This is a genomic window from Natronomonas sp., assembly GCF_028274965.1.
Lineage (GTDB): Archaea > Halobacteriota > Halobacteria > Halobacteriales > Haloarculaceae > Natronomonas.
In genome coordinates, this window is sequence record NZ_JAQCNO010000028.1 from 25,626 (window position 1) to 48,981 (window position 23,356).

The 23,356-nt window shown below is 69.1% G+C and carries 17 protein-coding genes; 6 read left to right on the plus strand and 11 right to left on the minus strand.

Annotation, left to right across the window (positions count from 1 at the left end; translation table 11 throughout):
• Nucleotides 1-58: 58 nt before the first annotated feature.
• Genes Q0916_RS04475 through cheB form a run of 5 tightly spaced genes read right to left on the minus strand, consistent with a single transcriptional unit; the run spans nt 59 to nt 6,542 of the window.
• Nucleotides 59-922: a CheF family chemotaxis protein gene (locus tag Q0916_RS04475; RefSeq protein WP_299234966.1), complete on the minus strand. Its 864-nt coding sequence runs from the start codon at nt 920-922 to the stop codon at nt 59-61.
• Entirely contained in the window at nt 919-2,259 is a 1,341-nt protein-coding gene (locus Q0916_RS04480) for a HEAT repeat domain-containing protein (protein ID WP_299234968.1), read from the minus strand. The genes Q0916_RS04475 and Q0916_RS04480 overlap by 4 nt, the downstream gene beginning before the upstream one ends.
• Nucleotide 2,260: 1 nt before the next feature.
• Nucleotides 2,261-3,079 (minus strand): CheR family methyltransferase, encoded by an 819-nt coding sequence (locus tag Q0916_RS04485; protein ID WP_299234970.1) that lies wholly within the window; start codon nt 3,077-3,079, stop codon nt 2,261-2,263.
• Nucleotides 3,076-5,415 (minus strand): chemotaxis protein CheA, encoded by a 2,340-nt coding sequence (locus Q0916_RS04490; RefSeq protein ID WP_299234971.1) that lies wholly within the window; start codon nt 5,413-5,415, stop codon nt 3,076-3,078. Before Q0916_RS04490 ends, Q0916_RS04485 begins: the two co-directional genes overlap by 4 nt.
• Entirely contained in the window at nt 5,412-6,542 is a 1,131-nt protein-coding gene (gene cheB, locus Q0916_RS04495) for a chemotaxis-specific protein-glutamate methyltransferase CheB (protein WP_299234972.1), read from the minus strand. The genes Q0916_RS04490 and cheB overlap by 4 nt, the downstream gene beginning before the upstream one ends.
• Nucleotides 6,543-6,768: 226 nt before the next feature.
• Between cheB and Q0916_RS04500 the strand changes: the two genes are divergently transcribed.
• Complete coding sequence (locus Q0916_RS04500; RefSeq protein WP_299234973.1) at nt 6,769-8,226, plus strand: RtcB family protein; 1,458 nt, start codon at nt 6,769-6,771, stop codon at nt 8,224-8,226.
• A 17-nt stretch (nt 8,227-8,243) separates the two neighbouring features.
• Here Q0916_RS04500 and Q0916_RS04505 read toward each other — a convergent pair whose 3' ends face one another.
• The gene (locus Q0916_RS04505) at nt 8,244-8,780 is read right to left on the minus strand and encodes a YqaA family protein (RefSeq protein ID WP_299234976.1); all 537 of its coding nucleotides are present in this window, start codon (nt 8,778-8,780) and stop codon (nt 8,244-8,246) included.
• Nucleotides 8,781-8,896: 116 nt separating this feature from the next.
• On the opposite strand from Q0916_RS04505, the gene Q0916_RS04510 reads away from it, so the two are divergent.
• Complete coding sequence (locus Q0916_RS04510) at nt 8,897-10,618, plus strand: hypothetical protein (RefSeq protein ID WP_299234978.1); 1,722 nt, start codon at nt 8,897-8,899, stop codon at nt 10,616-10,618.
• A 27-nt stretch (nt 10,619-10,645) separates the two neighbouring features.
• Here the strand turns inward: Q0916_RS04510 and Q0916_RS04515 are convergent, their stop codons facing one another.
• Nucleotides 10,646-13,420 (minus strand): ATP-dependent helicase, encoded by a 2,775-nt coding sequence (locus Q0916_RS04515; protein WP_299234980.1) that lies wholly within the window; start codon nt 13,418-13,420, stop codon nt 10,646-10,648.
• An 85-nt stretch (nt 13,421-13,505) separates the two neighbouring features.
• Between Q0916_RS04515 and Q0916_RS04520 the strand changes: the two genes are divergently transcribed.
• Nucleotides 13,506-14,273: an MBL fold metallo-hydrolase gene (locus Q0916_RS04520; protein ID WP_299234983.1), complete on the plus strand. Its 768-nt coding sequence runs from the start codon at nt 13,506-13,508 to the stop codon at nt 14,271-14,273.
• An 18-nt stretch (nt 14,274-14,291) separates the two neighbouring features.
• On the opposite strand, the gene Q0916_RS04525 is transcribed toward Q0916_RS04520, so the two are convergent.
• The 4 genes from Q0916_RS04525 to Q0916_RS04540 form a co-directional block, all read right to left on the minus strand.
• Complete coding sequence (locus Q0916_RS04525) at nt 14,292-15,359, minus strand: mRNA surveillance protein pelota (protein ID WP_299234985.1); 1,068 nt, start codon at nt 15,357-15,359, stop codon at nt 14,292-14,294.
• A 60-nt stretch (nt 15,360-15,419) separates the two neighbouring features.
• Complete coding sequence (locus Q0916_RS04530) at nt 15,420-16,469, minus strand: DUF4013 domain-containing protein (protein ID WP_299234987.1); 1,050 nt, start codon at nt 16,467-16,469, stop codon at nt 15,420-15,422.
• A gap of 108 nt (nt 16,470-16,577) precedes the next feature.
• Nucleotides 16,578-18,683: a ribosome rescue protein RqcH gene (rqcH, locus tag Q0916_RS04535; protein WP_299234988.1), complete on the minus strand. Its 2,106-nt coding sequence runs from the start codon at nt 18,681-18,683 to the stop codon at nt 16,578-16,580.
• A 92-nt stretch (nt 18,684-18,775) separates the two neighbouring features.
• Nucleotides 18,776-19,687 (minus strand): hypothetical protein, encoded by a 912-nt coding sequence (locus tag Q0916_RS04540; protein ID WP_299234989.1) that lies wholly within the window; start codon nt 19,685-19,687, stop codon nt 18,776-18,778.
• A gap of 89 nt (nt 19,688-19,776) precedes the next feature.
• On the opposite strand from Q0916_RS04540, the gene Q0916_RS04545 reads away from it, so the two are divergent.
• From Q0916_RS04545 to Q0916_RS04555, 3 genes are all read left to right on the plus strand, one after another.
• Nucleotides 19,777-21,063: a glycosyltransferase gene (locus Q0916_RS04545; RefSeq protein WP_299234991.1), complete on the plus strand. Its 1,287-nt coding sequence runs from the start codon at nt 19,777-19,779 to the stop codon at nt 21,061-21,063.
• Nucleotides 21,064-21,066: 3 nt separating this feature from the next.
• Complete coding sequence (locus Q0916_RS04550; RefSeq protein ID WP_299234993.1) at nt 21,067-22,089, plus strand: lysylphosphatidylglycerol synthase transmembrane domain-containing protein; 1,023 nt, start codon at nt 21,067-21,069, stop codon at nt 22,087-22,089.
• Between the two features lie 66 nt (nt 22,090-22,155).
• Nucleotides 22,156-23,259 (plus strand): AI-2E family transporter, encoded by a 1,104-nt coding sequence (locus Q0916_RS04555; protein WP_299234995.1) that lies wholly within the window; start codon nt 22,156-22,158, stop codon nt 23,257-23,259.
• Nucleotides 23,260-23,356: the final 97 nt, after the last annotated feature.

Genomic DNA, 23,356 nt, shown 5'->3' on the forward strand with positions numbered 1-23,356 from the left:
CCGCTGCGCCGGACGGCGCGGCTGCGTTCCGTGGTATCCGTCCGCGAGCGGACGAGCGCTACTGGTTGTTCATCGATTCGCTCGCGATGTTTCGCCCGCGGGGTTTCAGCGCGACCTCGCGGCGGATGCGGACCTCCTGGAGGACGTCCAACTCGACGAGTCGCTCGTATATCTCCTCGACGTCGTCGGGGTCCATATCGAGGAACTCCGGCACCTCGAACGAGGACACCCCCGAATAAAGCGCCATCAGCACCTCGGTCTCGTCCTTGTTGAGGTCGATCGAGGAGGCGTTCTGCTCGGCGCCCCGCCGCAGCACGGAGCCGAGCACGGAACAGTGCTTGTCGCTGCCCGAGAGGTGCGTCTCGACGCTCGTGCCGTCCTCGGTGTGTTCGGTCTCGAGGACGCGGCGCTCCTTCGAGTTGACCGTCCGTTCGGTCCCCTCGATGGTGCCGACGTCGTCGATTTCGATCTGGACGAAGGATCCGTCCTCGACGGCGAGGTTGACCGCGTCTTCGTCGATCTTGACCCTGGCCTTCCGCCACTCGACGTCCTGGACGACGCCGCCCTCGATCGCCGGGTGCTTGATCAACACGATCTCGCCGTCGAGGATCGTCTTGTGCAGCGTCCGCTCGAAGCTCTCGGATTCGCCCGTCGAGACGAGATACACGTCGGTACCGATCCGGACGCTCACGTAGTCCGAGACCTGCGCGATCGCCCGGTTGACGTCGTAACGGCCCTCTATCCGGTCGATCTTCGAGAGCTGCAGCGTCCGTTTCCCGCTCGCCCCCGCGAGGACGAGCCGGCGGTTCGACAGCAGGATCCGGCCGTCGGTCCAGTCGATGTCGCTGAGCTTCTCGCCGTCGCGGACGACCCGGGTGAACCGCCCGGTCGTATCGAGGAGCTTGCGCTCGGATCTGCTCACGGCACCTCACCCCCGATCCCGCCGAGCTTCGAGAGCGCGGAGAAGGCCTGCTCGCGGAGGGTGTCGCTTTCGGTCCGGTCGACGAACTCGCCGAGCTCCTCGCGGGTCTCGTCGCCGCCGACCTTTCCAAGGATGAAAAGCGCCTTCGCGCGGGCCGTCTCGGGCGCCTCGCCGCGTTCGTTTCGGACCAACGCCAGGAGTTCGGTCTCGAGGTCCGGATCGTCGAGTCTGGTGAGACTCGTCGCGGCGAACTGGGCCGTCATCGCGTCCTCGGCGTCGAGCGCGTCGATGAGCGCGTCGCGTGCGGTGTCGCGGTGGTCGGTTCCGACGACGCGACCGAGCAGCCACGCGGCGTTCCGTCGCTGCGGCGTCCCGGAGCTCTTCGTGAGAATCTCCGAGAGCGGCGGGACCACCTCGTCGGCCATCGCCGATTCGAGCCTGTCGGCGGTCGCCTCCCGGACGTCGTGGCTCCGCTGTGCGGGGGCGTTCGAGAGGATCTCGACCATCGAGAACATCGCGGTCCGGCGGATCGCCTCGTACTCGTCCTCGAGGTACTCGACGAGCGTCTCGACCGGTTTGACGCTTCCGAACTCGCCGAGGGAGTCGGCGATGACGCGACGGACCGAGGCCTCCGGGTCGTCGTCGGCATCCAAAAGCACCGAAAGCGCGGCCTCGGTGCCGATCTCGCCGAGGGCCGCCGCGGCCGCCCGCCGCGTCTCGGCGTTCGCGTCCTCGCGGAGGCGCGCTTCGAGCGGCTCGACGGCGCGGGGGTCGCCGATCCGGCCGCATGCGCGGGCACACCGCGAGCGCACGCGAGGGTCGGGGTCGCCGAGGCGCTCGACGAGCGACGCGGTGACGCCGGGGTCGCCGACCCGCCCCAGCCCGGTCGCGGCCGCCATCCGGAGCTCCGGCTTCTCGTCGTCGAGGACCTCCTCGAACGTCTGTGCGGCGACCCAGTCGGCGGCGGTGTCGAGGTCGTTCTCGGAGAGCTCGTTGACGACCCGCTCGAGCGCGTCCCGGCTGTGTTGATCGAGCGCGTCGACGGCGGCGGCTCTGACGGCCTCGCTGTCGTCTCCGGCGACGACCGAGACGAGGACGTCGACGACCGATTCGCCCCCGCGTTCGTCCCCGGAGCCGTCCTCGGGGTCGACGCGCATCCCGAGTTCGTTCTCCGTCGCCGAGTCCAACAGGAGTTCGGACTCGTCGACGTCGTCGGACTCGAAGAGCCCGCCGATGATCTCGGCCGCCCGGCGGCGTATCGAGGGGTTGTCGCTCCGGCGGAGCGTCTCGACGAGTTCGTCGACGTCGCGCTGTCGCTCTAGTTCGTACAGCGACATCTCACGCTCTCCGGTAGATGTGTTTGCTCCTGTCGTACGGTTCGTACGCCTCTCTGAACGGGCGCGGCAGCGTCTCGGATTTGCCGATCGTCAACACGCCGCCGTCCCGCAGCGCGTCGGTGAGCGTCTCGAAGATGGGCTCTTTGTACGACCGATCGATGTAGATGAGCAGGTTCCGACACAGAACCAGATCGTAGCCGCGTTTCGCCCGGCCGCTTATCAGGTCGTGCTGTTCGAACGACACCATCCGCTTGACCGCCGGGACGACGCTGAAGGACGTCCCGTCCTCGGAGATCTCGACGTGGTCGTCGGGCGCCGACAGCGGCTCCAGTTGCGCCCGGATGTCCGTGGTGCGGGTCGACTCGTACACGCCGTCTCGGGCCTCCGAGAGCGTCTCCCCGTCGATGTCGGTCGCCGTGATCTCGACGGACGCGTCGTCTATCTCGGGGTCATCGCGGGCGAGCATCGCGATCGAGTACGGCTCGCGGCCGTCCGCACAGGCCGCACTCCAGCACGCAACGGTCCCGCGGCCGTCCGTCATCCCCCGGAGGACCTCCCGGATCCCCTCCCAGACGCTCGGGTTCCGGAAGAAACTCGTCACGTTGATGCTCAGGGCGTCCAAGAGCGCCTCGCGTTCGTCCGCCCGCTCGGAGAGGACGTCGAGGTACGCCGAGTACCCCTCGCAGTCGGTCCGGCGCATCCGGGCGGAGATGCGCCGATCGAGGTACGACTCGTTGTACGAGTCCGGCTCGAAGGCCATCCGGTCGGCGATGTACTCTATGACCGGCTCGATTCCGGCGTCGGGGTCGCTTCGGCTCATCGCTCTAGACTCACCACGTCGAGGATCGGGACGATGTTGCCGTCGCCGAGTATCGCGGTCCCGCTGAGCCCCGGGATCCCGCTCAAGGACCCCTCGAGCGGCTTGACGACGACCTCCTCTTGGTCGCTGAAGGAATCGCACTGCAGCGCGACCGGCCGGACCGACTCGCGGATCCGGATCAGCATGCCGTCGTCGCCGCCGGCCGCATCGACCGCGGCGCTCGGGTCCGAGGGTTCCGGCGCTTCGAGGTCGCCACCGTCGGCCGCGACCGCCGACCCGGCGGCCTCGGGGCCGCCGTGGTCGAGTTCGAGGGCCTCGTCCAGCCGGATGACCGGGTACACCTCGTCGTCGTGGCGGACGACCGTTTCGCCGCTGACCGTCTCGGTGTCGGTCGCGTGGGTCAACTCGTCGATGTTCTTGATCGGGACGCCGTACTCCTGGTCGCCGACGTTGACGAACAGGACGTTGACGATGGCGACCGAGACCGGCAACCGGAGTTCGACGGTCGTTCCCTTGCCGGGCGTGCTGTCGACGTTGACCGTCCCGTCGAGCTGTTCGACGGTGCTGTGGACGACGTCCATCCCGACGCCGCGGCCGCTCACGTCGGTCACCTCCTCGGCGGTCGAAAAGCCGGGGTGAAAGACCAGATCGTACGCCTCGCTGTCGGGCATCGCCTCGGCCTCCGACTCGGAGACGATCCCCTCCTCGATCGCCTTCGAGCGCATCGCGTCGGCGTCGATCCCGCCGCCGTCGTCCTCGACGGTGATCGTGACGTGATCGCGCTGTCTGGACGCGCGGAGTTCGATCGACCCCTCGCGCGGCTTGCCGGCGGCCTCGCGTTCGTCCGGCGACTCGACGCCGTGGTCGACGGCGTTCCGGAGGATGTGGATGAGCGGGTCCTCGATCTCCGTCAGGATCGAGCGATCGAGTTCGATGTCCTGTCCGTGCATCTCGAAGGAGACCTCCTTGCGTTGGCTCCGGGCGACGTCGCGGACGACGCGGGGGAGGTTGCTGACCACCCGTCGCAGCGGGATCAGCCGCATGTCCATGACGGTGTTTTGGAGCCGCGAGGTCACCTTATCGAAGTCGTTGAGGCTCGTCTCGGCCGTCTCGAAGTCGCCGTCCTCGATCGCTCTGCGGATCGTGATCCGGCCGGTGACGAGCTGTTCGACGAGCCCGTGGAGGTCGTCGAGTCTGTCGACGTCGACGCGGACCGAGGAGATGTCGCTGCCGCCCGAACCGCCGGACGACGAGCCGGACTCGGAGGAATCGGAGGAGTCGGAGGAGTCGGAGGAATCGGGCGTCGAGTCCGAGCCGTCCTCGTCGGCGTCGGCGTCAGCGTCAGCCTCGACCTCTGCATCGGAGCCCGTCTCGACGGTCCCGTCGGTCCCCTCCTCGTCGCTCTCACCGGCGTCGCCCTCGGCGCCCGGAGCCGCCCCAGAGGCGCCCTCGGAGTCGGACTCGGGTTTGGATTCAGGGTCAGACTCGGGGGCGGATTCTGCCGGGTCGGCCCCGAGTTCGGCCGTCTCGAAGGCCTCGACGGCACCGATCGATCCGAGCGTGTCGGCCAGTTCCCCCGCGTCGCCGTCGGGGACGAACACATCGAAGGAGCCGTCGTACTCGCCCTCCTCGATCGCGTCCCTGGCGGGGGCCGTCTCTATGGCGTCGACGGCGTCTGCGATCGGTTCGAGCACCAACATCCCGTCGACGCCCAACATCCCGTCGGGATCGACGTCGACCCGCGCGTGAGCGACGCGGTCGGCGTCCTCAAACACCGGCGTCCCGTCGGCGTGTGCGAACGCCGCGTCGGCGCCGTCGCCATCGGGTCCGGGGTCGGGGTCGGGGTCGGGGGCAGACCCGGACTCGGACTCGGACTCCGGTTCGGATTCAGCGTCGACGGCGGGATCGGCGTCAGGCCCGCCCGCGGAGTCCGCGGCGGCGTCGGCCACGGCCTCGGGGCCGTCCTCGATCGCCGCGCGGAGCCGCGCCGTCGTCGATTCCGTCTCGACGGTCGATTCGCCGTTGGCCTCGATCTCGTCGACGATCCTCTCGATCCGATCGACGCCGTCGAAGGCCGCGTCCATGATCCCCGGCGTCACGTCGATCTCGCCGTCGCGGATCTCGTCTAAGAGGTCCTCGAGCACGTGGGCGAGTTCGCTGGCGTCGGAAAAGCCCATCGCGCCGAAGTTCCCCTTCAGCGTGTGGGCGGTGCGGAACACGGATTCGATCGCCTCGTCGTCGTTCGGATCGTCCTCGAGCGCGAGGAGCGCGTTGTTGAGATCGGTGATGCTCTCGCGAGATTCGGAGACGAACGCGTGGATGTGGTCTTCGTTCATGAGTGGTCCTCCGTCGTGATCGCGTCCAGAACGCCCGCAGCGAGTTCCTCGCGGGGCCGAACGTCGTCGACGACGCCGGTCTCGATCGCCTGCTGTGGCATCCCGAACACCGCGGATGTCTCTTCGTCCTGTGCGAGCACCGTTCCGCCGGCCGCGCTGACGTCGCGGACGCCGGCCGCCCCGTCGGCCCCCATCCCGGTCAGGATCGCGGCCGTCAGCGGGCCGTCGATCTGTGCCGCCGCCGTCCGGAGTGTCACGTCGATCGCCGGCCGGACGTTGTTGACCGGATCGCCCTCCGAAAGCGAGACCCGGACGCGCCCGCCGCCGTACCCCGAGACCTCCAAGTGCGACCCGCCCTTGGCGACGAGCGCCTCGCCGCCGCCGATCCGGTCGCCGTCGGAGGCCTCCCGGACGTCGTACTCGCTGGCCGCGTCCAGCCGTTCGGCAAAACGCCCCGTGAACCCGTCGGGCATGTGCTGGACGACGAGGATCCGGAGGTCGGCCCCGAGTGGGAGTTCCGCGAGCACGCCCTCGACGACGGTCGGGCCGCCGGTCGAGGAGCCGATGACGAGCGTCGGGTCGGCGGCGTAGGCCGATCGCGGCTCCGTCGAGGTCGACGTCGAGGGCGTCGCCGTCGCGTGCTGTGCGGTCGCGCGATCCGGCGCCGCCTCGGCGGCCGCCTCGGCGGCTGAGACGTCGGCGTCGGCCACCGACCGAACCGTCTCGATCAGCGCGTCCTGCTGTTGTTTGATGCCGACCGAGACCTCGCCGCTCGGCTTCTCGAAGAAATCGACCGCGCCCTTCTCCATGGCCTCAAAGGTCAGTTCCGCGCCGTCGCCGGCGTGGGCCGAAAGCACCAGTATCGGCGTCGGGGTCGACGCCATGATCTCCTCGACGGCCTCGATGCCGTCGGTGCCCGGCATCTTGAGATCCATCGTGACGACGTCGGGGTCGTGTCGCTCGACGGCCTCGATCCCGTCGGCCCCGTCGGAGGCGGACTCGACGACGGCGATCGATTCGGCCTCGAGCATGTCGGCGATGACGGTCCGCATGAACTGCGAGTCGTCGACGACGACGGCGCGGAGCTCCGTCGTCGAGCGCCCGTCAGCGGCCACCGTTCGTGTCATGGCGTTCGGATCGTTCGTCCGGGGATCGTTCGCGTCGCTCCGGCTGTCCGGACGGCCCCGAACGGCGGCCGAATCCGGAGACTGCGGTTGAATACCGACTCGGTCATACCGTGAAATGTTGCGGTACCCATATCAAGACTCGTCCGGACTCATCGCTCGTCACGGAGTGTGAGCCGTCGGACGGCAGTGGGTAAGTTATTGAACCGTCGCCGTCGTACAGTTTCGTATGAGAACGTTCGAGACGGGCGAGATCACGTTGCGCGAGGTCCGCGAACACGTCTGGGAGATCCCGGCCGAGGGAGGGATGGAGGTGCCGGCACGGGTGTTCGCCAGCGAGGCCCTCCTCGAGGAGATCGCCGACGACAGGACCCTCCGGCAGCTGAAGAACGCGACCCACCTCCCCGGCATCCGGAAGTACGCGATCTGTATGCCGGACGGCCACCAGGGGTACGGGTTTCCCGTCGGCGGCGTCGCCGGGATCGACGCCGAAACGGGCTGTATCTCGCCGGGGGCGATCGGCTACGACATCAACTGCGGCGTCCGGATGCTGCGGACCGACCTCGAGTACGACGACGTGCGCGGCCGCGAGGAGGAACTCGTCGAGGCGCTCTTCGAGGCGATCCCTTCGGGGCTCGGCGGCGGCGGCGTGATCGACGGCGACCACGGGGCGCTCGAGGCGGCCCTCGAACGCGGCGTCGAGTGGTGTCTGGAGGCCGGATACGCCGTCGAGTCCGACCTCGAGCACTGCGAGGACAACGGGGTTCGGCGGGACGCCGACCCCGACGCCGTCCCCCAGCGGGCGAAGGACCGCGGCCAAAACCAGATGGGGTCGCTCGGGTCGGGGAACCACTTCCTCGAGGTCCAGCGGGTCGCCGAGGTGTTCGACGGGGCCACGGCCGACGCCTACGGGCTCGGGGACGAGCAGGTGGTCGTGTTGATCCACTGCGGCTCGCGGGGGCTCGGACACCAGCTCTGTACGGAGTACCTCCGGCGGATCGAGGACGCCCACGGGGAGCTGCTCGATCGGCTGCCGGACAAAGAACTGGCGGCGGCCCCGGCGGGGTCGGAGCTCGCCGAGGCGTACTACGGCGCGATGTGTGCGGCGATCAACTTCGCGTGGGTCAACCGACAGCTCATCACCCACCGGACGAGAGCCGTCTTCGCCGAGACGTTCGACGAGCCCTGGGAGGCTCTCGGGATGGAGCTGCTCTACGACGTGGCGCACAACGTCGCCAAAAAGGAGACCCACGACGTCGACGGCGAGGACCGGGAGCTGTACGTCCACCGGAAGGGCGCGACGAGGGCGTTCCCGGCCGGCCGCCCGGAGGTGCCGGCGGCGTACCGCGACGTCGGACAGCCGGTCATCATCCCCGGGAGCATGGGCGCCGGATCCTACGTCCTCCGGGGCGGCGCGCGGTCGCTCGACGTCTCGTTTGGCTCGACGGCCCACGGGGCCGGGCGGCTGATGAGCCGAACGCGGGCGAAAGACGAGTTCCGGGGCGGCGACGTGCGCGACGAGCTCCGCGATCGCGAGGTGTACCTGAAGGCCCAAAACGGCGCGACGATCGCCGAGGAGGCGCCGGGCGTGTACAAGGACGTCGACGAGGTCGTTCGCGTCTCGGAGGCCCTCGGGATCGGCGACCCGGTCGTTCGCGTCGAACCGGTCTGTAACATCAAGGGCTGAACGCGCCGACGGGACGCTCAGACCACGGCCGTGAGCCCGCCGAAGAGCCCCACGGTGATCGCGAGACGGCCCAGACTCCCGAGAAACGTCGCAACGGCGAACTTCGCGTAGTCGGTTTCGAGGATGGCAAACGCGTAAATCGAGATCGTGTCCGGAAAGAAGGGAACGGAAAGCGCGACCGCGAGGCCGCCGTAGCCGTACCGCCGGGCCAGTTGGACCGACCGCGTTTCGGACCACGCGACGACGTCGAACCGCGAGCGCCGGAGCCACCGGACGACCGGGCCGGCGCGCTTTGCCTCCTGTCCGATGTGGAATGCAAAGAGGCTCCCGACGGCCTTTCCGGTCGCGCTCACGAGCATGATGCCGAGGAGGTTCGCGGCCGGCGACGGGCTGATGTCGATGGGTGCGAGCAGTACGACCTCGCTCGGTCCCGGGAGCACAAAGGCGATCAGAAACGAGTACGCGAAGACGACCGCCATTCCACCCCAGCCGGTCGCGGATTCGACCACGGCCTCGAGCCCACCGCCGAACAGCGAGAGCAGCGTCCCGATCATGCGTTCCGGTCGGTACCGCCCGGTACGAGCCCGGGTGATTAAACTGTACAGGTCTCGGAGAGGGCGGCGGTCCCGTCGGTGCCGAGCTTTATGCCTCGTCGCGTGCTGGTACGCCCATGGCAGACGCAAGCCCCTCCAGCGACGACGGGTCGGCCGCCGGGTCCGGCGTTCGCCCGCTCGCGATCCACGCCGCGACGCGGCTGTTCGGCCTCGGGATCGTCCTCGTCGCCGCGTACCTCACCCGACCGCTCTGGCACAGTTTCGCGTACGGCGTTCTCTACTCGCCCGGCCTGACGGTGTTCGGGGGCGGGTCGGTCCTCGCGGCGCTCGTGTTGTGGCTCCTGCCGCCGCTGGAGGACGGGAGCCCGAACCGATCGGTCTGGCGGGTGCTCAGAGAGGCCGACAGCCCCGTCGAGGTGCTTCTGAACCTCCAGGGGTCGCCCGGGCGGAAACTGCGGCTGTTCGTCGGCGCGGTCGTCGCTGCGGCCGTCCTGTCCGCCGTCGTCGGCGTGCCGGCCGGGCTCTTAGAACAGCGGACGCTGGCCGAGGAGACGATGGCCGAGGCGAGCGAGGTCGAGGAGTTCCCGCAGGCCAACCCGGAGAACCCCCGCGTCGTGCCCAGACGGGTGGCCGACGTCACGACGCGCGGGTCGGTCTCCTACCGCCAACACAGGCTCGGAACGAGCGACATCGCCCGCATGGAGGACGGGTCGCTCGCGTGGTCGTACGCGATCGAACCGGACGGGTTCCGGAACACGGTCGTCGAGAACCAACGCGGCGTGCTCGTCACCGACATGACCCGGATGGACGACAGACAGATCGACGTCTACGAGGAGGACTTCACATACGGCGAGGGGATGCTGTTGACTCGGTCGGCGGACTGGAACCTCAAAAAGACCGACTACCTCGCGAAGTACGACGACGACGCCGTCGAGTTCAGCCACGAGGGCCGGCCGTACATGTACTACCCGAAGACGGGCCACGAGTGGCACCTGACGCCGTTCCCGCACACGACGCCGACCTGGGACGGCGGCGCGCTGTTGTACCCCGACGGGCGGATCGACCACCTCACGCCGGAGGAGGCCCGATCGGAGCCGATACTCGAGGGCCAGCGGCTCTACCCCCTGACGCTGACGCGCGAGGAGATGGGTTCGCTCGGCTACCGCAACGGGATCATCAATCAACTGCCCGTCGTCGGCGCACACGAAGGGGAAATCGAGGTCGCGAGACTCCCCTCGGGGGCCGACAACGACCAGCCGTTCGTCATCGATCTGGCCGGTCAGCGGATGTCGTACGTGACCGCGATGGAGCCCTACGGCCAGGACACGCGGGGGCTCGACGAGGTGTGGTTCGCCGACGCCGAAACGGGCGAGTACACCTTCTTCGGGACCGGCGACGAGACGCTGACCGGGCCCGAGCGGGCCATGGGCATCGCGCGGTCGGCGGACTCGCGGACGAACTGGGGACAGAACTTCGTCGTCACGGAGCCGGTTCCGGTGACGATCGACGGCAGCCTGTGGTGGCACATCAAGGTGTCGCCGACCGACTTCACCGACGTGACCCGGAACGTCTTCGTCAACGCCGACACGGGGCGGACCGTCGAGATACGGGACGACGCCGCGGTCCGGTCGTTCGTCGCCGGCGAGGTCGCCGAGGACGACCTCGAGCCGATCGACGACGGCGGGGACGGGGCCGACGCGATCTACTACGTCATCGTGACCGACGAGAACGGCGACGTGATCGAACGGGTCCCCGTCGAGCCGGGACAGGAGACCGCCATCGTCGAACCCGGCGACGAGCGCGCCGCGGACAACGGGACGGCGACCGCCGGCGGATAGTCGCCGTTCCTGCTGTCAGCGTCAGCGTCACCCGTCGGCGTCGATCGGCCCGAGGTCGGGGTCGCCGTCGATCTCGGCCATCACGCGGTCGTGGAACTCCCGCAGGACGGCGGACTCGTCCTCGGCGAGGACGACATCGCTGGCCATGAGCGTCGCAAGCCCGAAGGCCATCGGCGTCGGCGAGTCGACCCGGTGGGTGAGGATGTCGACGTCGCCGGAGCCCACGCCCGCCACGAACGTCTCGACGGCGCCCACGGCGAGTTTGTCCTCCAGTATCTCGCGGTAGGTCTCCTCTATCACGGCGAAGTCGGGCTTGTCCTCGGCGAACCCGAGCAGCATCTCGCTCGAGACCTGCTGTTGGCTCGCCGACTTCTCGTGTCCCTTGTACCGCTTGAGGATCATCAGCGAGCGCGTCGCGTTGATCCGGAAGTACCGCTTGAGGAGGTCGGTCTCCGACAGCGCCGCCCGGAGGTCGCCCCGGACGTCGCTCGGGTGGACGCCCCGGAGGATCGACTCGACGTCGACCTTCCGGTTCAGCGGCATCGAGAGCGTGAAGCCGCGGTCGGCGACGGCGATCTTCACGTTGGCGTTCGCCTGGCGGGCGAAGCGGTACGCCAACAGCCGCGAGAGCCCCTCGTTGAACCGCCGGCCGTAGTTCGAGTGGACGTAGTAGTTGCGGCGGTACTGCTCGCGGTCGAGTTCGATCTCGATCGCGAGCCGGCGGTCCGTCGAGACGCTCTCGATGCCGGCGTATCGCCGCTGCGTGTCGAACATGCGGGCGAGCCCCCGGGCGCTGTTGTCGTCGATCGGGAACTCCCGGAGCCACCGGCGGACGGCCGGCGGGCCCTCGGACTCGAGGCGGTCGGCGAGCCGGCGCTGAAACCGGAGGATCTCCCGCCCGAGGTCGTAGCTCAACGGGAGCCGCTCGGAGAACCACGACGGCACCGTCGGGCGGGCGCTCGTCGGGTCGACGTACACCTTCGATCCGCGGCGGTACCGGTACTCATAGCGCCCCCCGCCGAGGACGAACACGTCGCCCGACTCGAGCGTGTCGAGGTACTCCTCGTCGAGTTGGCCGATCCACTCCTCGCCGGAGCGGGTCAACACGTCGCAGCTAAAGGAGTCGGGGATCGTCCCGATGTTCGTCATGTAGATGACCCGCGCGAGGCGGCCGCGCTTGCCGACGAGCGGCGTCCCGGGATCGAACGCCTCGTAGTGGTGCTCGCCGCCGGGGGCGTCGTTCTCGTCGCGCCAGACCTTCGCGTAGACGTTTCTGTCCTCCATCCCCTCGTAGTCGGCGGTCAGGTACCGAAACAGCGACTCGTAGGCCGCGTCGGCGTAGTCCCGGTAGGGGTAGGCGCTCTCGAGGATCGCCCGGATCTCGGCCTCGGGTCGGGGGCCGTTGATCGCCATGCCGTAGACCTGTTGGGCCGCCACGTCCTGTGCGTTCTCTGGGACGAACACGCGGTCGACGAACCCCTCCTCGGCCTTCTTCAGCATGACGGCACACTCGATGAGCTCGTCGCGATCGAGCGCGACGACCCGACCCTTGACCGTCCGGCCGAGGCGGTGGCCGGCCCGCCCGACGCGCTGGAGCAACGCGGCGACGCTTTTCGGCGATCCCACCTGGACCACGAGGTCGATGTACGGCATGTCGATGCCCAACTCCAGGGATGTCGAGGTCGTCACGACGTCGAGATCGCCGTTCTTCAGCCCCCGCTCGACGTCCCGGCGGCGCTCCTTCGAGAGCGAGCCGTGGTGACACCCGGAGTTCGACTCGTCGTAGCCGCCGCGCTCCCGGAGGTTGTGCAGGACACGCTCGGCCCCAGAGCGGGTGTTCGTGAAGACGAGCGTGTTCGTGTGCTCTGCGATGAGTCCCTCGAGTTCGTCGTAGAACCGGTCGGTGATCTCGCCCCTGGGCGTCGAGATCAGATCGTCGGTGGGACACCAAAGCTCCATGTCGAACTCCCGGACGAACCGCGCGTCGACGATCTCGAACTCCCGGGGGCGCCACCCGTCGTCGGTCGACGTCCCCCCGACGAGGAACTCGCCGATCGTCTCGAGTGGCTCGACCGTCGCCGAGCAGCCGATCCGGGTCGGCGAGCCCTCACAGAGCCGTTCGAGCCGTTCGAGCGACACCGAGAGGTGCGTCCCGCGTTTGTTCGCCGCCAGCGAGTGGATCTCGTCGACGATGACGTACTCGACGGTCTCGAGTTTCTTTTTGAACTTCGGGCTGTTGAGCAGGATGGCGAGCGTCTCGGGGGTCGTGTTGAGGACGTGCGGCGTCTCTTCGAGCATCGCCCGCCGCTCCGCGTCGTCCGTGTCGCCGTGTCTGATCGCGTGGCGCACGTCGGTCGACTCGCCGCGGTCGGCCAGGTTCGCCGCGATGGCCTCGAGCGGCTCCGTGAGGTTCCGGTGGATGTCGTTCGCCAGCGACTTCAGCGGCGACACGTACAGGCAGTAGACGCTGTTTTCGAGCCCGTCGTCGACGGCGCGCTCGAAGAGGTCGTCGAGGATCGCACAGAAGGAGGCGAGCGTCTTTCCGCTGCCCGTCGGCGCACAGACGAGCGTGTTCGTCCCGTCGTCGATGCGGGGGATCGCCCCCTTCTGGGGCGGCGTGAACAGCCCGCCGTTCTCCGGGACGTGCTCCCCGAACTGCTCGATCCACCACGTCCGGACGGCGGCCCCGAGCCGGTCGAACGCCGCCGCGTCGTCGATCGGGACGCTCTCGGCGTCGTACTCGAAGTCGCGCTCCGACAGTCGGTCGCGTACGGCCTGCTCGGCCACCGATCCCTCGCTCATCCACCGGGGGTACTCGCGCCACCGGCAAGTGGGTTTGGCTCGGAGCGACCACAGCGCATTTGTCCGGCGACCCCAAGAACGGGGCATGCGCGTGACATTCCTCGGGACCGGCTCGGCGATGCCGACCGGCGAACGGTTCCAGACGGGGCTCCTGTTGGAGGACCCCGACGGGGAGGCCGCGCCGCTGTTGGTGGACTGCGGCAGCGGCGTCCTCCACGGGCTGGCCTCGAGTACCGTCGGCTACGAGGGGATCGAGACGGTCCTGTTGACCCACCACCACCTCGATCACGTCTCGGATCTCATGGCGCTTCTGAAGGCGCGCTGGCTGGCCGGCGAGACCGACATCGAGATCGTCGGCCCCGAGGGCACCGAGGCGCTCGTCGACGGGCTGTTCGCGGCCCACGAGTACATGGACGGTCGGCTCGATCTCTCGGTGCGGGAGATCGGCCCCGGCGAACACGCCGTCGGAGGCTACGGGATCGACGCGGTCGAGACGGTCCACTCGATGTACTGTCTGGCGTACCGCTTCGAGACCGACGACGCGGTGTTTACGTTTTCGGCCGACACCGAAGCGATCGCGTCCGTCGCCGACCTCGCGGAGGGCTCTGCGGTCCTCGCACACGACTGTTCGTTTCCCGACGGGATCGACGTCGACAACCACCCGACCCCGAGCCAGTTGGGGGCGGTGCTGTCGGGGTGCGACGTCGGGCGGGTGTACCTGACGCATCTGTACCCTCACACGGACGGCCGCCACGAGGAGATGACGGACTCGGTCGAGAAGCGCTTCGACGGCGACGTTCGGGTCGCCCGCGACGGGCTGACCGTCGATCTCCGGCGGCGCGACGAGGGGTGACGACCGGGGCTGGTCGGCTCAGTTCAGCCGGTACCGGAGCAGCGCCGCGATGCCGCCCAGGTTCGCCAGTTGTTGGCCGGGATCGAACTCGTGTGAGAACACCGTCACCTCCCCGCCCTGTCGCTCGACGCTCGCGACGACGTCGTTTACGTCTGCGTCCCACTCGCCCTCGCCGGCCCGTTCGACGCGGAGCCGCTCGTCGAGGATCAACAGCCGCTCGACGGCCCCGTACTCGGCCGCTTCGGCGACCGCCTCGATCCCGTAGGCGACCTCCGCGCCGTCGGCGATCCGCGCCATCAACTCGTCGATGTACTCGGCTTCCTTCGCGATGCGGGTCTCCGTTTGGATCCGATCGACCGCGCCGCGTTTGAGCACCTCGTGTACCCCGCGGTCGCCGACGCTTGCGGTGTCGACGACCTGTATCTTCCCGGCGGCGTCGGGGGCCGTCTCCTCGATGTGATCGAGGGCGTCCCGCTTCGTGAACCCCGGGCCGGCGAGGACGATCGCCTCGACGTCGAGGCGCTCGACGACCGAGGCGAGCTCGTCGAACAGCTCCGATCGCCCCCGGGCGTACTCGCCTTTGCCGGTCGTCCCGGTGAGCGTCGCGCGTTCCTCGACGCCGTACTGCGCGACGGTGTGGACGTGCGCCTGGCCCTCCTCGACGGTCACGACGGCGACGTCGGGCTGTTCGGCCGCCTCGACGGCCGCCTCAAGCCGTTCGAGCTGGTCGACCTGCCAGACCTTCTCGATCGTCAGTTCCTCGCGGCCCTCGACGTTGAGCGTGTGATGGAACCCGAGTTGGTCCTCGCGCGAGCAGTCGGTGATCTCGCCGCCGACGCGCAGTCGGTTTGCGAACTTGGCGAACTCGACGTCGGTGACCTCGAGTTCGACCCACATCGGCTCCCGCTGACCGCCCGTGTCCCGGGTCTTGTCGTCGTCGCGCCGGATCCGGCGGGTGGTGTCGCCGGAGACCGAATCGCCCGGCTCGACGACGTACGTCAGGTGCCACAGGTCGTCGAGGCTCTCGGGGACGACGGTGATCCGCTCGCGGCGGCCCTCGACGCTCTCGCGGTCGGCGATGCGCATACCGGCCGTCCGTCGGGCAGCGGTAAGTGCGCTCGGGTTCGGGCCGGCGCCGCGCGGTGTCTACCGGTCGGGGGACCCGCCGGGACCGTCCTCCGAGTTCGGGTTCGCGCCGTCGCCGTCGCCGTCACCGTTGCCGACGCGTCCGACCGCCGAGGGCCGATCCCGCTTCGGAAGCGCCTCGTCCGCACCGCCGTTCGCTCCGTGGCGATCGGTCCCGTTCGTCGTCGCGTCGCGGTCGGGGACGGGGTACGGCTCGCGCTCCGAGGTCGGGTCGTCCGCGCCGACGCCCCACCGCTCGGTGTCGACGCGGACGACGGCGGGCGTGAGGTCGGCCTCCGGGGGAGCATCCGGATCGCCGGCGGTGCGTTCGTCGGCCTCGACCGCCGAGAGCCCGAGCGCCGCGCCGACGCCGCGGCCGTAGCAGTACCGGACGCCCGCGGCGACGATGAACTGGAGGAAAAAGCCGACGAGGAGCACCCGAAGCAGGTACGCGACGGGCAACAAAAGCGCCTGCAGGAGCATCGACACCCCCCACGCGATCGCGTAGTCCTCGGTCAGCGCCCCGTCGACGACCGTCCGGAGCGCAACGGCGTCGCGGAGCCGCCCGGAGTGGGCGTACCTGGCGACGGCGACCGGCAGGACGTACAGCGCGCCGAGAAGCGTCATGAGCGCCACGACGGCGAGGAGGCCGACGACCGGAACGGCCACGCTGAGAACGCCGTCGGGGACGGCTCCGAGCGGGGCGATCGCGGAGAGGTCGGTCCCGGTGGCCCGGAGCGCAACGAGCGGCGCCAGAAAGCCGACCGGCGCGAGGAGGTAGGCGGCGGCGATCCCGATTGCGGCGACGCCGTCGGAGAGCAGCCCGCGGAGGTCCTCGAAGCGCGGCGGCGTCGGCCGTTCGGTGCCGATCGTCGTCCGGACGACGCGGACGTAGTACCCGCGGACGACAAGCCACGGGACGACGCCGAGGACGCCGAGATACGCGTAGGGAGCGTCGAGGCCGAAGGCGGCGACACAGGCGAAGACGGCGACGAGGGCGAGCCCGCCGACGAGCACGGATCGACCGCCCGTCGGCGGTCGGGTCGCGTACCCGAGCGCTTCCCGGAACATACTACCGCAGAGGACGGGCGGGCGTTTATATTCCGTGGACCCGGTCGGTTCGGCGGTCGGTAGGCTGCGCATACGGGCGGGGGCGCTCGACCTACAGTCGGCGCCCGGTCAGTCCTCGATGGCCCGGCTTCCGCCCGGGGGACAGAACTCCTGTATCCGGTCGGGGCTCGCGACCTTCCTGACGAAGCTCGTGTCGGCGAAGCGCTCGCGGAACGTCCGGTACAGCCGCTTTGCGATGTCGTTTTGTGCGTACCGGCCGGGCTCGAGTCGGACGCTCGTCGCGGCGACCGGCTCGATCGCGGCGGGCGGCCCGCCGACGACCCGGGTGTCGGGTTCGCACTTGATTCCGACGGCGACCCCCGCCGAGACGCCGCGGTAGTAGCTCCGGTCGCCGCGGATCACGAAGCTCCCCTTCTCGATGTACTCGCCGCTCTCGGGGGTCTTCGACACCTGGTCCGGGTCGACCTCGTAGACGTCGCCGGCGAGTTTGCCGTCCTTCCAAAGCGAGGAGTACGACAGCGCGAACCGCGCGGCCTCGCGTTTGCTCCGGTCGGGGACGTCCACGTCGCGGGCCGGTTCGTCCGGCGCGGTCGTCTTGAGCACCGTCACCGGCGCGCCGTGGGCCTGGGCGTGAAAGAACCGATCGGAGGGGTCCATGTACTTGCTGACGAGTTCCTCGTTTTGATCGGCGTTGCGGCCGCCCAACACCAAGAACCCGTCGCTCGTCCGGAACCACCGGAACCGCTCGTAGTACTTCTCGTCGTACCGGACCGGGACCGACGCCATCGAGAGGTAGTCGCGCTCGGCGCCCTCGGTCGTCTCCTCGGTGTCGTCCTCGGCGTCGTCGGCCTCGAACTCCTCGCGGCGCCGCTTGACGTCCGCGAGGTCCTCGCGGGTGTCCTCGATGGCCGCCTGTGCGCCCTCCTTTTTGTCCCTGACGCGCTTTGCCTCGGTGTAGAGGCGGTCGGCGTTCTTCTCGACGCCCACGGTCGGGTCGATCTCGGTCTCGCCGTCCCCGAGGTCGATCGTGACCGTTCCGGAGGCCTCGTCGACGCCGACGACGGCCTCGGCGGCCTCGATCCCGCGCTCGGCGCCGGCCGCGAAGGTCGCCTCGATCTCGCTCCAGGGGACGTCCTCGCGTCGGGCCTCCCGGACCGTCGCGCAGATCTCGTCGACGAGGTCGTAGTGGCCGTAGAGCGACTCCGCCTTCCGCCGTTCGCGCTCGGCCTGGGATTCGTACTTCTCGATCGCGCCCTGCTGCTGTTCGATGATCCGCTCGTGTTTTTCGATCTCGCTCTCGAAGTCCGGCCGGTCGCGTCCGGCGTCGGGGGCCGCCTGTGCGTCCCGATCGAGGCGGTAGAAGTACTCGTCGATCGCGCCGTTGAAGCTGTCGAAGCCGGTCGCGTCGTAGCCGGCCGCCTCGTGTTCCTCGAGCGGCAGCGGCGTCGCGTCGACCACGGAGCCGTCGTCCTCGTAGAGCCGGGGGTCGGTCCGCCCCTCGAGGATCGGGGTCCTGAGCCGTTCGAGCGCGTCGAAAAGCGCCTCGTACTGGCGGTCGGTGGCGGACTCGATGGCCGTCGTCTTCTCGACGCCGGCCCGGGCGCAGAGCTCCTCGGCGTACAGCCCCCCGAAGTTGAGCTGCGTCGCGAGCGTCCGGACGAGATCGGAGTCGGACTCGTCCATCCTGGCGGCGAAGGCGTCGTACCCGCAGTCGAGGGGGCTGAACCGCTCGTCGGGGTAGCCGTACTGCGAGCCGGGGGCGACGGTCCGGGAGCTCAGCCGGACGGTCTCGAGACAGCCGATGACCTCGCGGTCCTCGTTCAGCGCCGCGACGTTGCCGTCGCCGAACAGCTCCGCGACGAGAAGCGTCGTCGCGTCCTCGCGTTCGAACCGGAAGGTGAGGATGCGGTCGAACCCGTACTGTTCGACGCCCTCGAGGTTCGCGCCGGCGATCCGGTTTCTGAGCATCATCGCGAAGTTCGGCGGTCGGCCGGGGGCGTCGGGGACGTGTTCGGGGACGGCGACGTGTGCGCGCTTGGGGTCGCCGACCTCGATCACGAGCTCGATGCGGCCCCGGTCGTAGTCGCGCATCTTCAGCCGGACGAAATCGTCGTCGTAGAGGTAGGCTTTGTCGACGACGGCGCCGGTGTAGCCGCGCAACTCGCCGACCAACGCGGCGAGGTCGACGCTCGTCATCGCCCGCTTTCGGTCCATACGTGATGTCGACCCGGACCGAAGAAAGGCCTGACGGGTCGTCGGGAGCGCCGGGCGGGTCGTTCGGCTCGGTCGGGCGCCGACCGGGGCGATCAGCCCACGTACCCGAGCGACCGGAGCCGCGCCTCGATGTCGGGGTCGACGCCGTCGCGGTCGGTCTCGGGCTCGTAGGTCCGCCCGTCGGTCGCCGTCGTGCGCGCCCAGGGCACGGAGCGGACCGAGGGGTGCAGACAGCCGACGGGGTGATCGTAGATCCCCCACTCGCCGAGGGCGTCGCCGTGGTCGGCCGTGATCGCGACCCGGTCGGCGTCGACGTTCGACAGGAGGAGTTCAACGTCGTCGAGCGCCAACCGGAGGTTGTCGCGGTAGGCCTCCCAGAACCGCTCGGCGTCGATGCGGTCCTTCCGGAGCGCGTCGACGACGGTGTCGGAGACGGCCGGGCCGAACGGGTCGGCGTCGAACCCCGCGTCCAGGCCGATAAAGGGGTGATGCGGCTGGACGTAGTGGACGATCAGGCGGTCGGGGTCGGTCTCGCGGGCGGTCCGGATGGCGCGATCGGTGACCGGTCGCGGCGGCACCGTGTCGGCCGTTTCGTCCCACCCGTAGCGCCACACCTCATCGAGGTCCCGGAAGCGATCGGCGGCGAGCATCCGCTCGGAGAAAACGTTCGCCGTGACGTAGGCGGTGTTCGCCGTCTCGCGCGCGTACTCATCGGTGAACGTTTTGCCCATCCACTCCTTGGACATGCTCCCGACGGAGGTCATCCGGTCGACGCCGTCGAGGAACGCGTACTCGTCGGCGACGGATCGGAGGAGATCGACGCGGCAGGCGTCCAAAACGACGAGGAGGTCCCACTCGCGCTCGTAGACGTTCGTCCCGAGCGAGAGCGGCCACGCGAGCCACCACAGACCGGTGTAGAGGTCGTACGCGACGTCGCTGGCGCCCTCGATCCCCCGCTGTCTGACCTTCTTCGCGGAGGTGCGAAGCCAGTCGTCGAGTCCCATCGTCCCCCCGGACGCGCCACCGACGTAACGGTTTATCGGTATCGTCCACAAGAGAAAAGTTGATTTGGGAGCGCGGGAGCGTTCTTGGTATGGAACTGCCGGATCGGAGCCGTATCGCCGAACGGGTCGCCACCGCAGCCGGGATCGTCGGGCTGCTGTTCGTGGGATACGTGACCGGGATGGACATCTGGACGCTGACGGTCACCCCGATCGTTGCGCCGATCGCGTTCTTCGAGGGCCAGGTGTATCTCGGGCTGTTCAGCCTCGTCATCGGCGTCTCCGGACTCCTGTTGGTCGGCGACATCTGGCGGCCGACCGACCGGACGGCCGCGCCGACGGCCGGCCCGCCGGTCCGGGCGATCGTGCCGGCGTACGACGAGGCGGACGTCGTCGCGGCGAGCGTCGAGAGCCTCCTCGCCAACGAGTACTCCCCCCTTGGGGTGACGGTCGTCGTCGAGCCGGACGACGAGCCGACCCGCAAACGCGCGATGGAGCTGGCCGGCCGGTACGCCTCCGTCGAGTGTTTGATCAACGAGCGGCCCGGGTCGAAGGCGAACGCGATCAACTGCGCCGTCGAGCGCTGCGAGGAGGAGTACTTCGTCGTCTTCGACGCCGACGAGCGGGCCTCCGAGACGTTCGTCGCCGGAGCGATGGCGGAGTTGACCGGAGAGACAGACGTGTTTCAGGGGCGGCGGGTCCCGCGGCCCTCGGGGGCGATCGACACGCTCGCGTACTGCGAGCGCATCGTCGTCCAGACCGGCTACCTGCTCGGCGAACTCGCCGGGTTCACCCACTGTCAGAGCTCCGCGACGGGGTTCACGCGCGACGCCTTCGAGACGGTCGGGGGCTACGCGGACGTGCTGACGGAGGACATCTACTTTTCGCACCAGTGCTACGAGGCCGGGCTGACGGTGACGCGGAACCGCCACTGCACGAGCACGATGGAGGCGCCGCACAGCCTGCGGGACCTCTGGGGACAGCGCAAGCGGTGGCGGATCGGCCACGTGCAGGTGTCGCACCTCCGCATCCGCGAGGCGCTCAGCGGCGATCCGACGCCGCAGGACCTCGTCGCGGTCGGGCGGGCCGTCGGCGCGATGGTGGCCGGCGGCGTGTTGGTCGTGTTGAGCGCGCACGTCCTCCTGTTGTCCGTTCTGGGCGTCATGACCGCCGCGGTTCCGCTCGCCGCGATCTTCGGGCTGATACTCGGGGTCTGGAGCAAGGACGCCTACGACGGCCGGGTTGGGCTGCTCGCCTGGACCGTTGCGCTCGCGCCGTTAGTCTATCTGGGCCACGGGCTGTTGACCGCGAAGGCGCTCTTCGAGTACGCGCTCACCTGGGACGGGGAGTGGTACCAGGTGACGAAGAGTGGCGCCTGAGCCGTGGTCGAGGCGTCCGGATCGTTCCGCCCGGGGCGAACGACCGCGCTGAAGACGGCGATCGGGTTCGCCGTCGCGATCGGGCTCATCTACGCGCTCGGCGCCGTCATCGGCTGGGAGCGGACGCTCCAGCGGCTCCGGGGCGCGCGGTTGGCGTGGGTCGGGGCCGCCTGTCTCTCGACGATCGCCTGCCTGGCCGCCTGGGGGAAGTCCTGGCAGGTCGTCTTGGAGGCGCTCGACGTCTCCGTCGAGTACCGACGGCTCTTCGTGACCACGCTGGCCGCGACGTTCGCGAACTACGTGACGCCGATGGGAAACGCCGGCGGGGAGCCGTTCGTCGCGTACGTGCTCGCCCGCGATACGGGTGCGACCTACGAGGAGAGCCTCGCGAGCGTCGTGACGAGCGACGTGATCAGGCTGCTTCCGTTCTTCACCGCCGGCGGCGTCGGGACGGGGTACGTGCTGTTGCGGACCGAACTGCCCGGCGGCGTCGAGCGCTTCGCGTACCTCCTCATCGCCCTGGCCGTCGGGCTGCCGCTGCTCGTCGTGTTCGGGTGGTCCTTTCGGGGGCGGCTCCGCGAGTGGGTGCTTCGGGCGCTCGCCCCGGTTTCGCGCCGGAGCGACCGGGTCAGCCTCGAGTCCGCCCGCGAGCGGATCGACAGCCTGTATGAGTCGATGGAGATCATCGCCGGGTCCCGCCGGGCGCTGGCCGCCGCCATCGCGTACGCCTACGTCGGGTGGATCCTCTTTGCGCTCCCGCTGTATTTCGCCGGGCTCGCGCTCGGAACGCCGGTGGCGTTCGCGCTCGTGTGCTTTCTCGTCCCCGTCAGCGTCGTCGCCGGATCGACGCCGCTGCCCGGCGGGCTGGCGGCGATCGAGGGCACGCTGGTCGCCCTTTTGACCGCGCTGACCGCGATGACGACGGCGGATTCGCTGGCCGTTACGACGCTCTATCGGCTGGCGAGTTACTGGCTCGTGGTCGGCGTCGGCGGGCTCGCCGGGCTGTGGGTGCTCCGGCGGGTGTAAAGGCGGGGTGTTTCAGGGACGGACGAGCGCCGAGGCGTTTATTTGATCGCCATTAGAGGGTAGCGTATGGACGAGAAACGCTTCGTCGTCGCGTGTTTCGGGCTTCTCGTGGCGGTCATCGCGGGGTATCTCGCCTACCGGTTCGTCGCGGCGATCACCGTGTCGGTCTTTCTGTACTACTCGACGCGGCGGTTTTACAACGCGCTCGGCCGGTTTCGGCTGCCGAGGCGGGTCCGGGCGGTGCTCACCATATCGGTGTTGGCCGTTCCGCTCGTGGTCCTTCTCAGTTACACGCTCGTGTTGGTCGCCGTCGAGGCCCGGAGTTTCATACAGACGTACCCGGTGTTCGAGGCCACGCCGAACAGCGTCGCGTGGTTCGACGGCATCGGCGAGCTCCCCGAGCTGTCGATCACCGGGCTCCTAGAGGCGTATCGCGGCGGCGACTTCGACGCGTTCATCGGGTTCGTACGGGAGCACGCCGCCTTCCTGACGAGCCTCGTCACCGGGTTTCTGTTGAACGTGCTCATCGTGGCGGTCGTGACGTACTACCTCCTCATCGACGGCGGGAAGTTCCGCTCGTGGCTGTTGCGGTTTGACGACGACGCCATCGCCAGGCAGTACTTCGAGGCCGCCGACGAGGAGTTGGAGGCGGTGCTCTTCGGGAACCTGCTGAACGTCATCGTCATCTCGATCATCGCGATCGTCGCGTTCATCGGGTACAACACCGTTGCGCCGTCGGCCGCCGAGGTGCCCTACCCGGCGCTCGCAGGGGCGCTGACGGGGGTGGCGAGCCTGATCCCGGTCGTCGGCATGAAGATCGTGTACCTCCCGCTCGCGGCGGTCGCGGCCGTCCCGGTCGCGTTCGGCGGGGACCCGGCGCTTTTGACTTACGTCGCCGGCTTTCTCCTTCTGTCGGTCGTCGTCGTCGACACGATCCCGGATCTCGTCTTGCGGCCCTACCTCAGTGGCAAGCGGACCCACGTCGGTCTCCTGATGCTCGCGTACATCTTCGGTCCGGTCGTGCTGGGGTTCTACGGGCTGTTTTTCGCTCCGATCGTCCTCGTGTTGGGGCTAACCTTCGCCGATACGGCGCTTCCGCGGCTGCTCGGTGCGGACGCGACGGACCCCGGGCCGCCGCCGAGTCAGTCCGAACTCGACGAGTTCCGCTGAGCGAGGCCCGCCGGGGGCCGCGGGAGGGACGTTCCGGTTTCGTATCTCGGCATACGGTTTATCATGCGGGTCCGGGCCGCGACGGCCGGCGCTATCA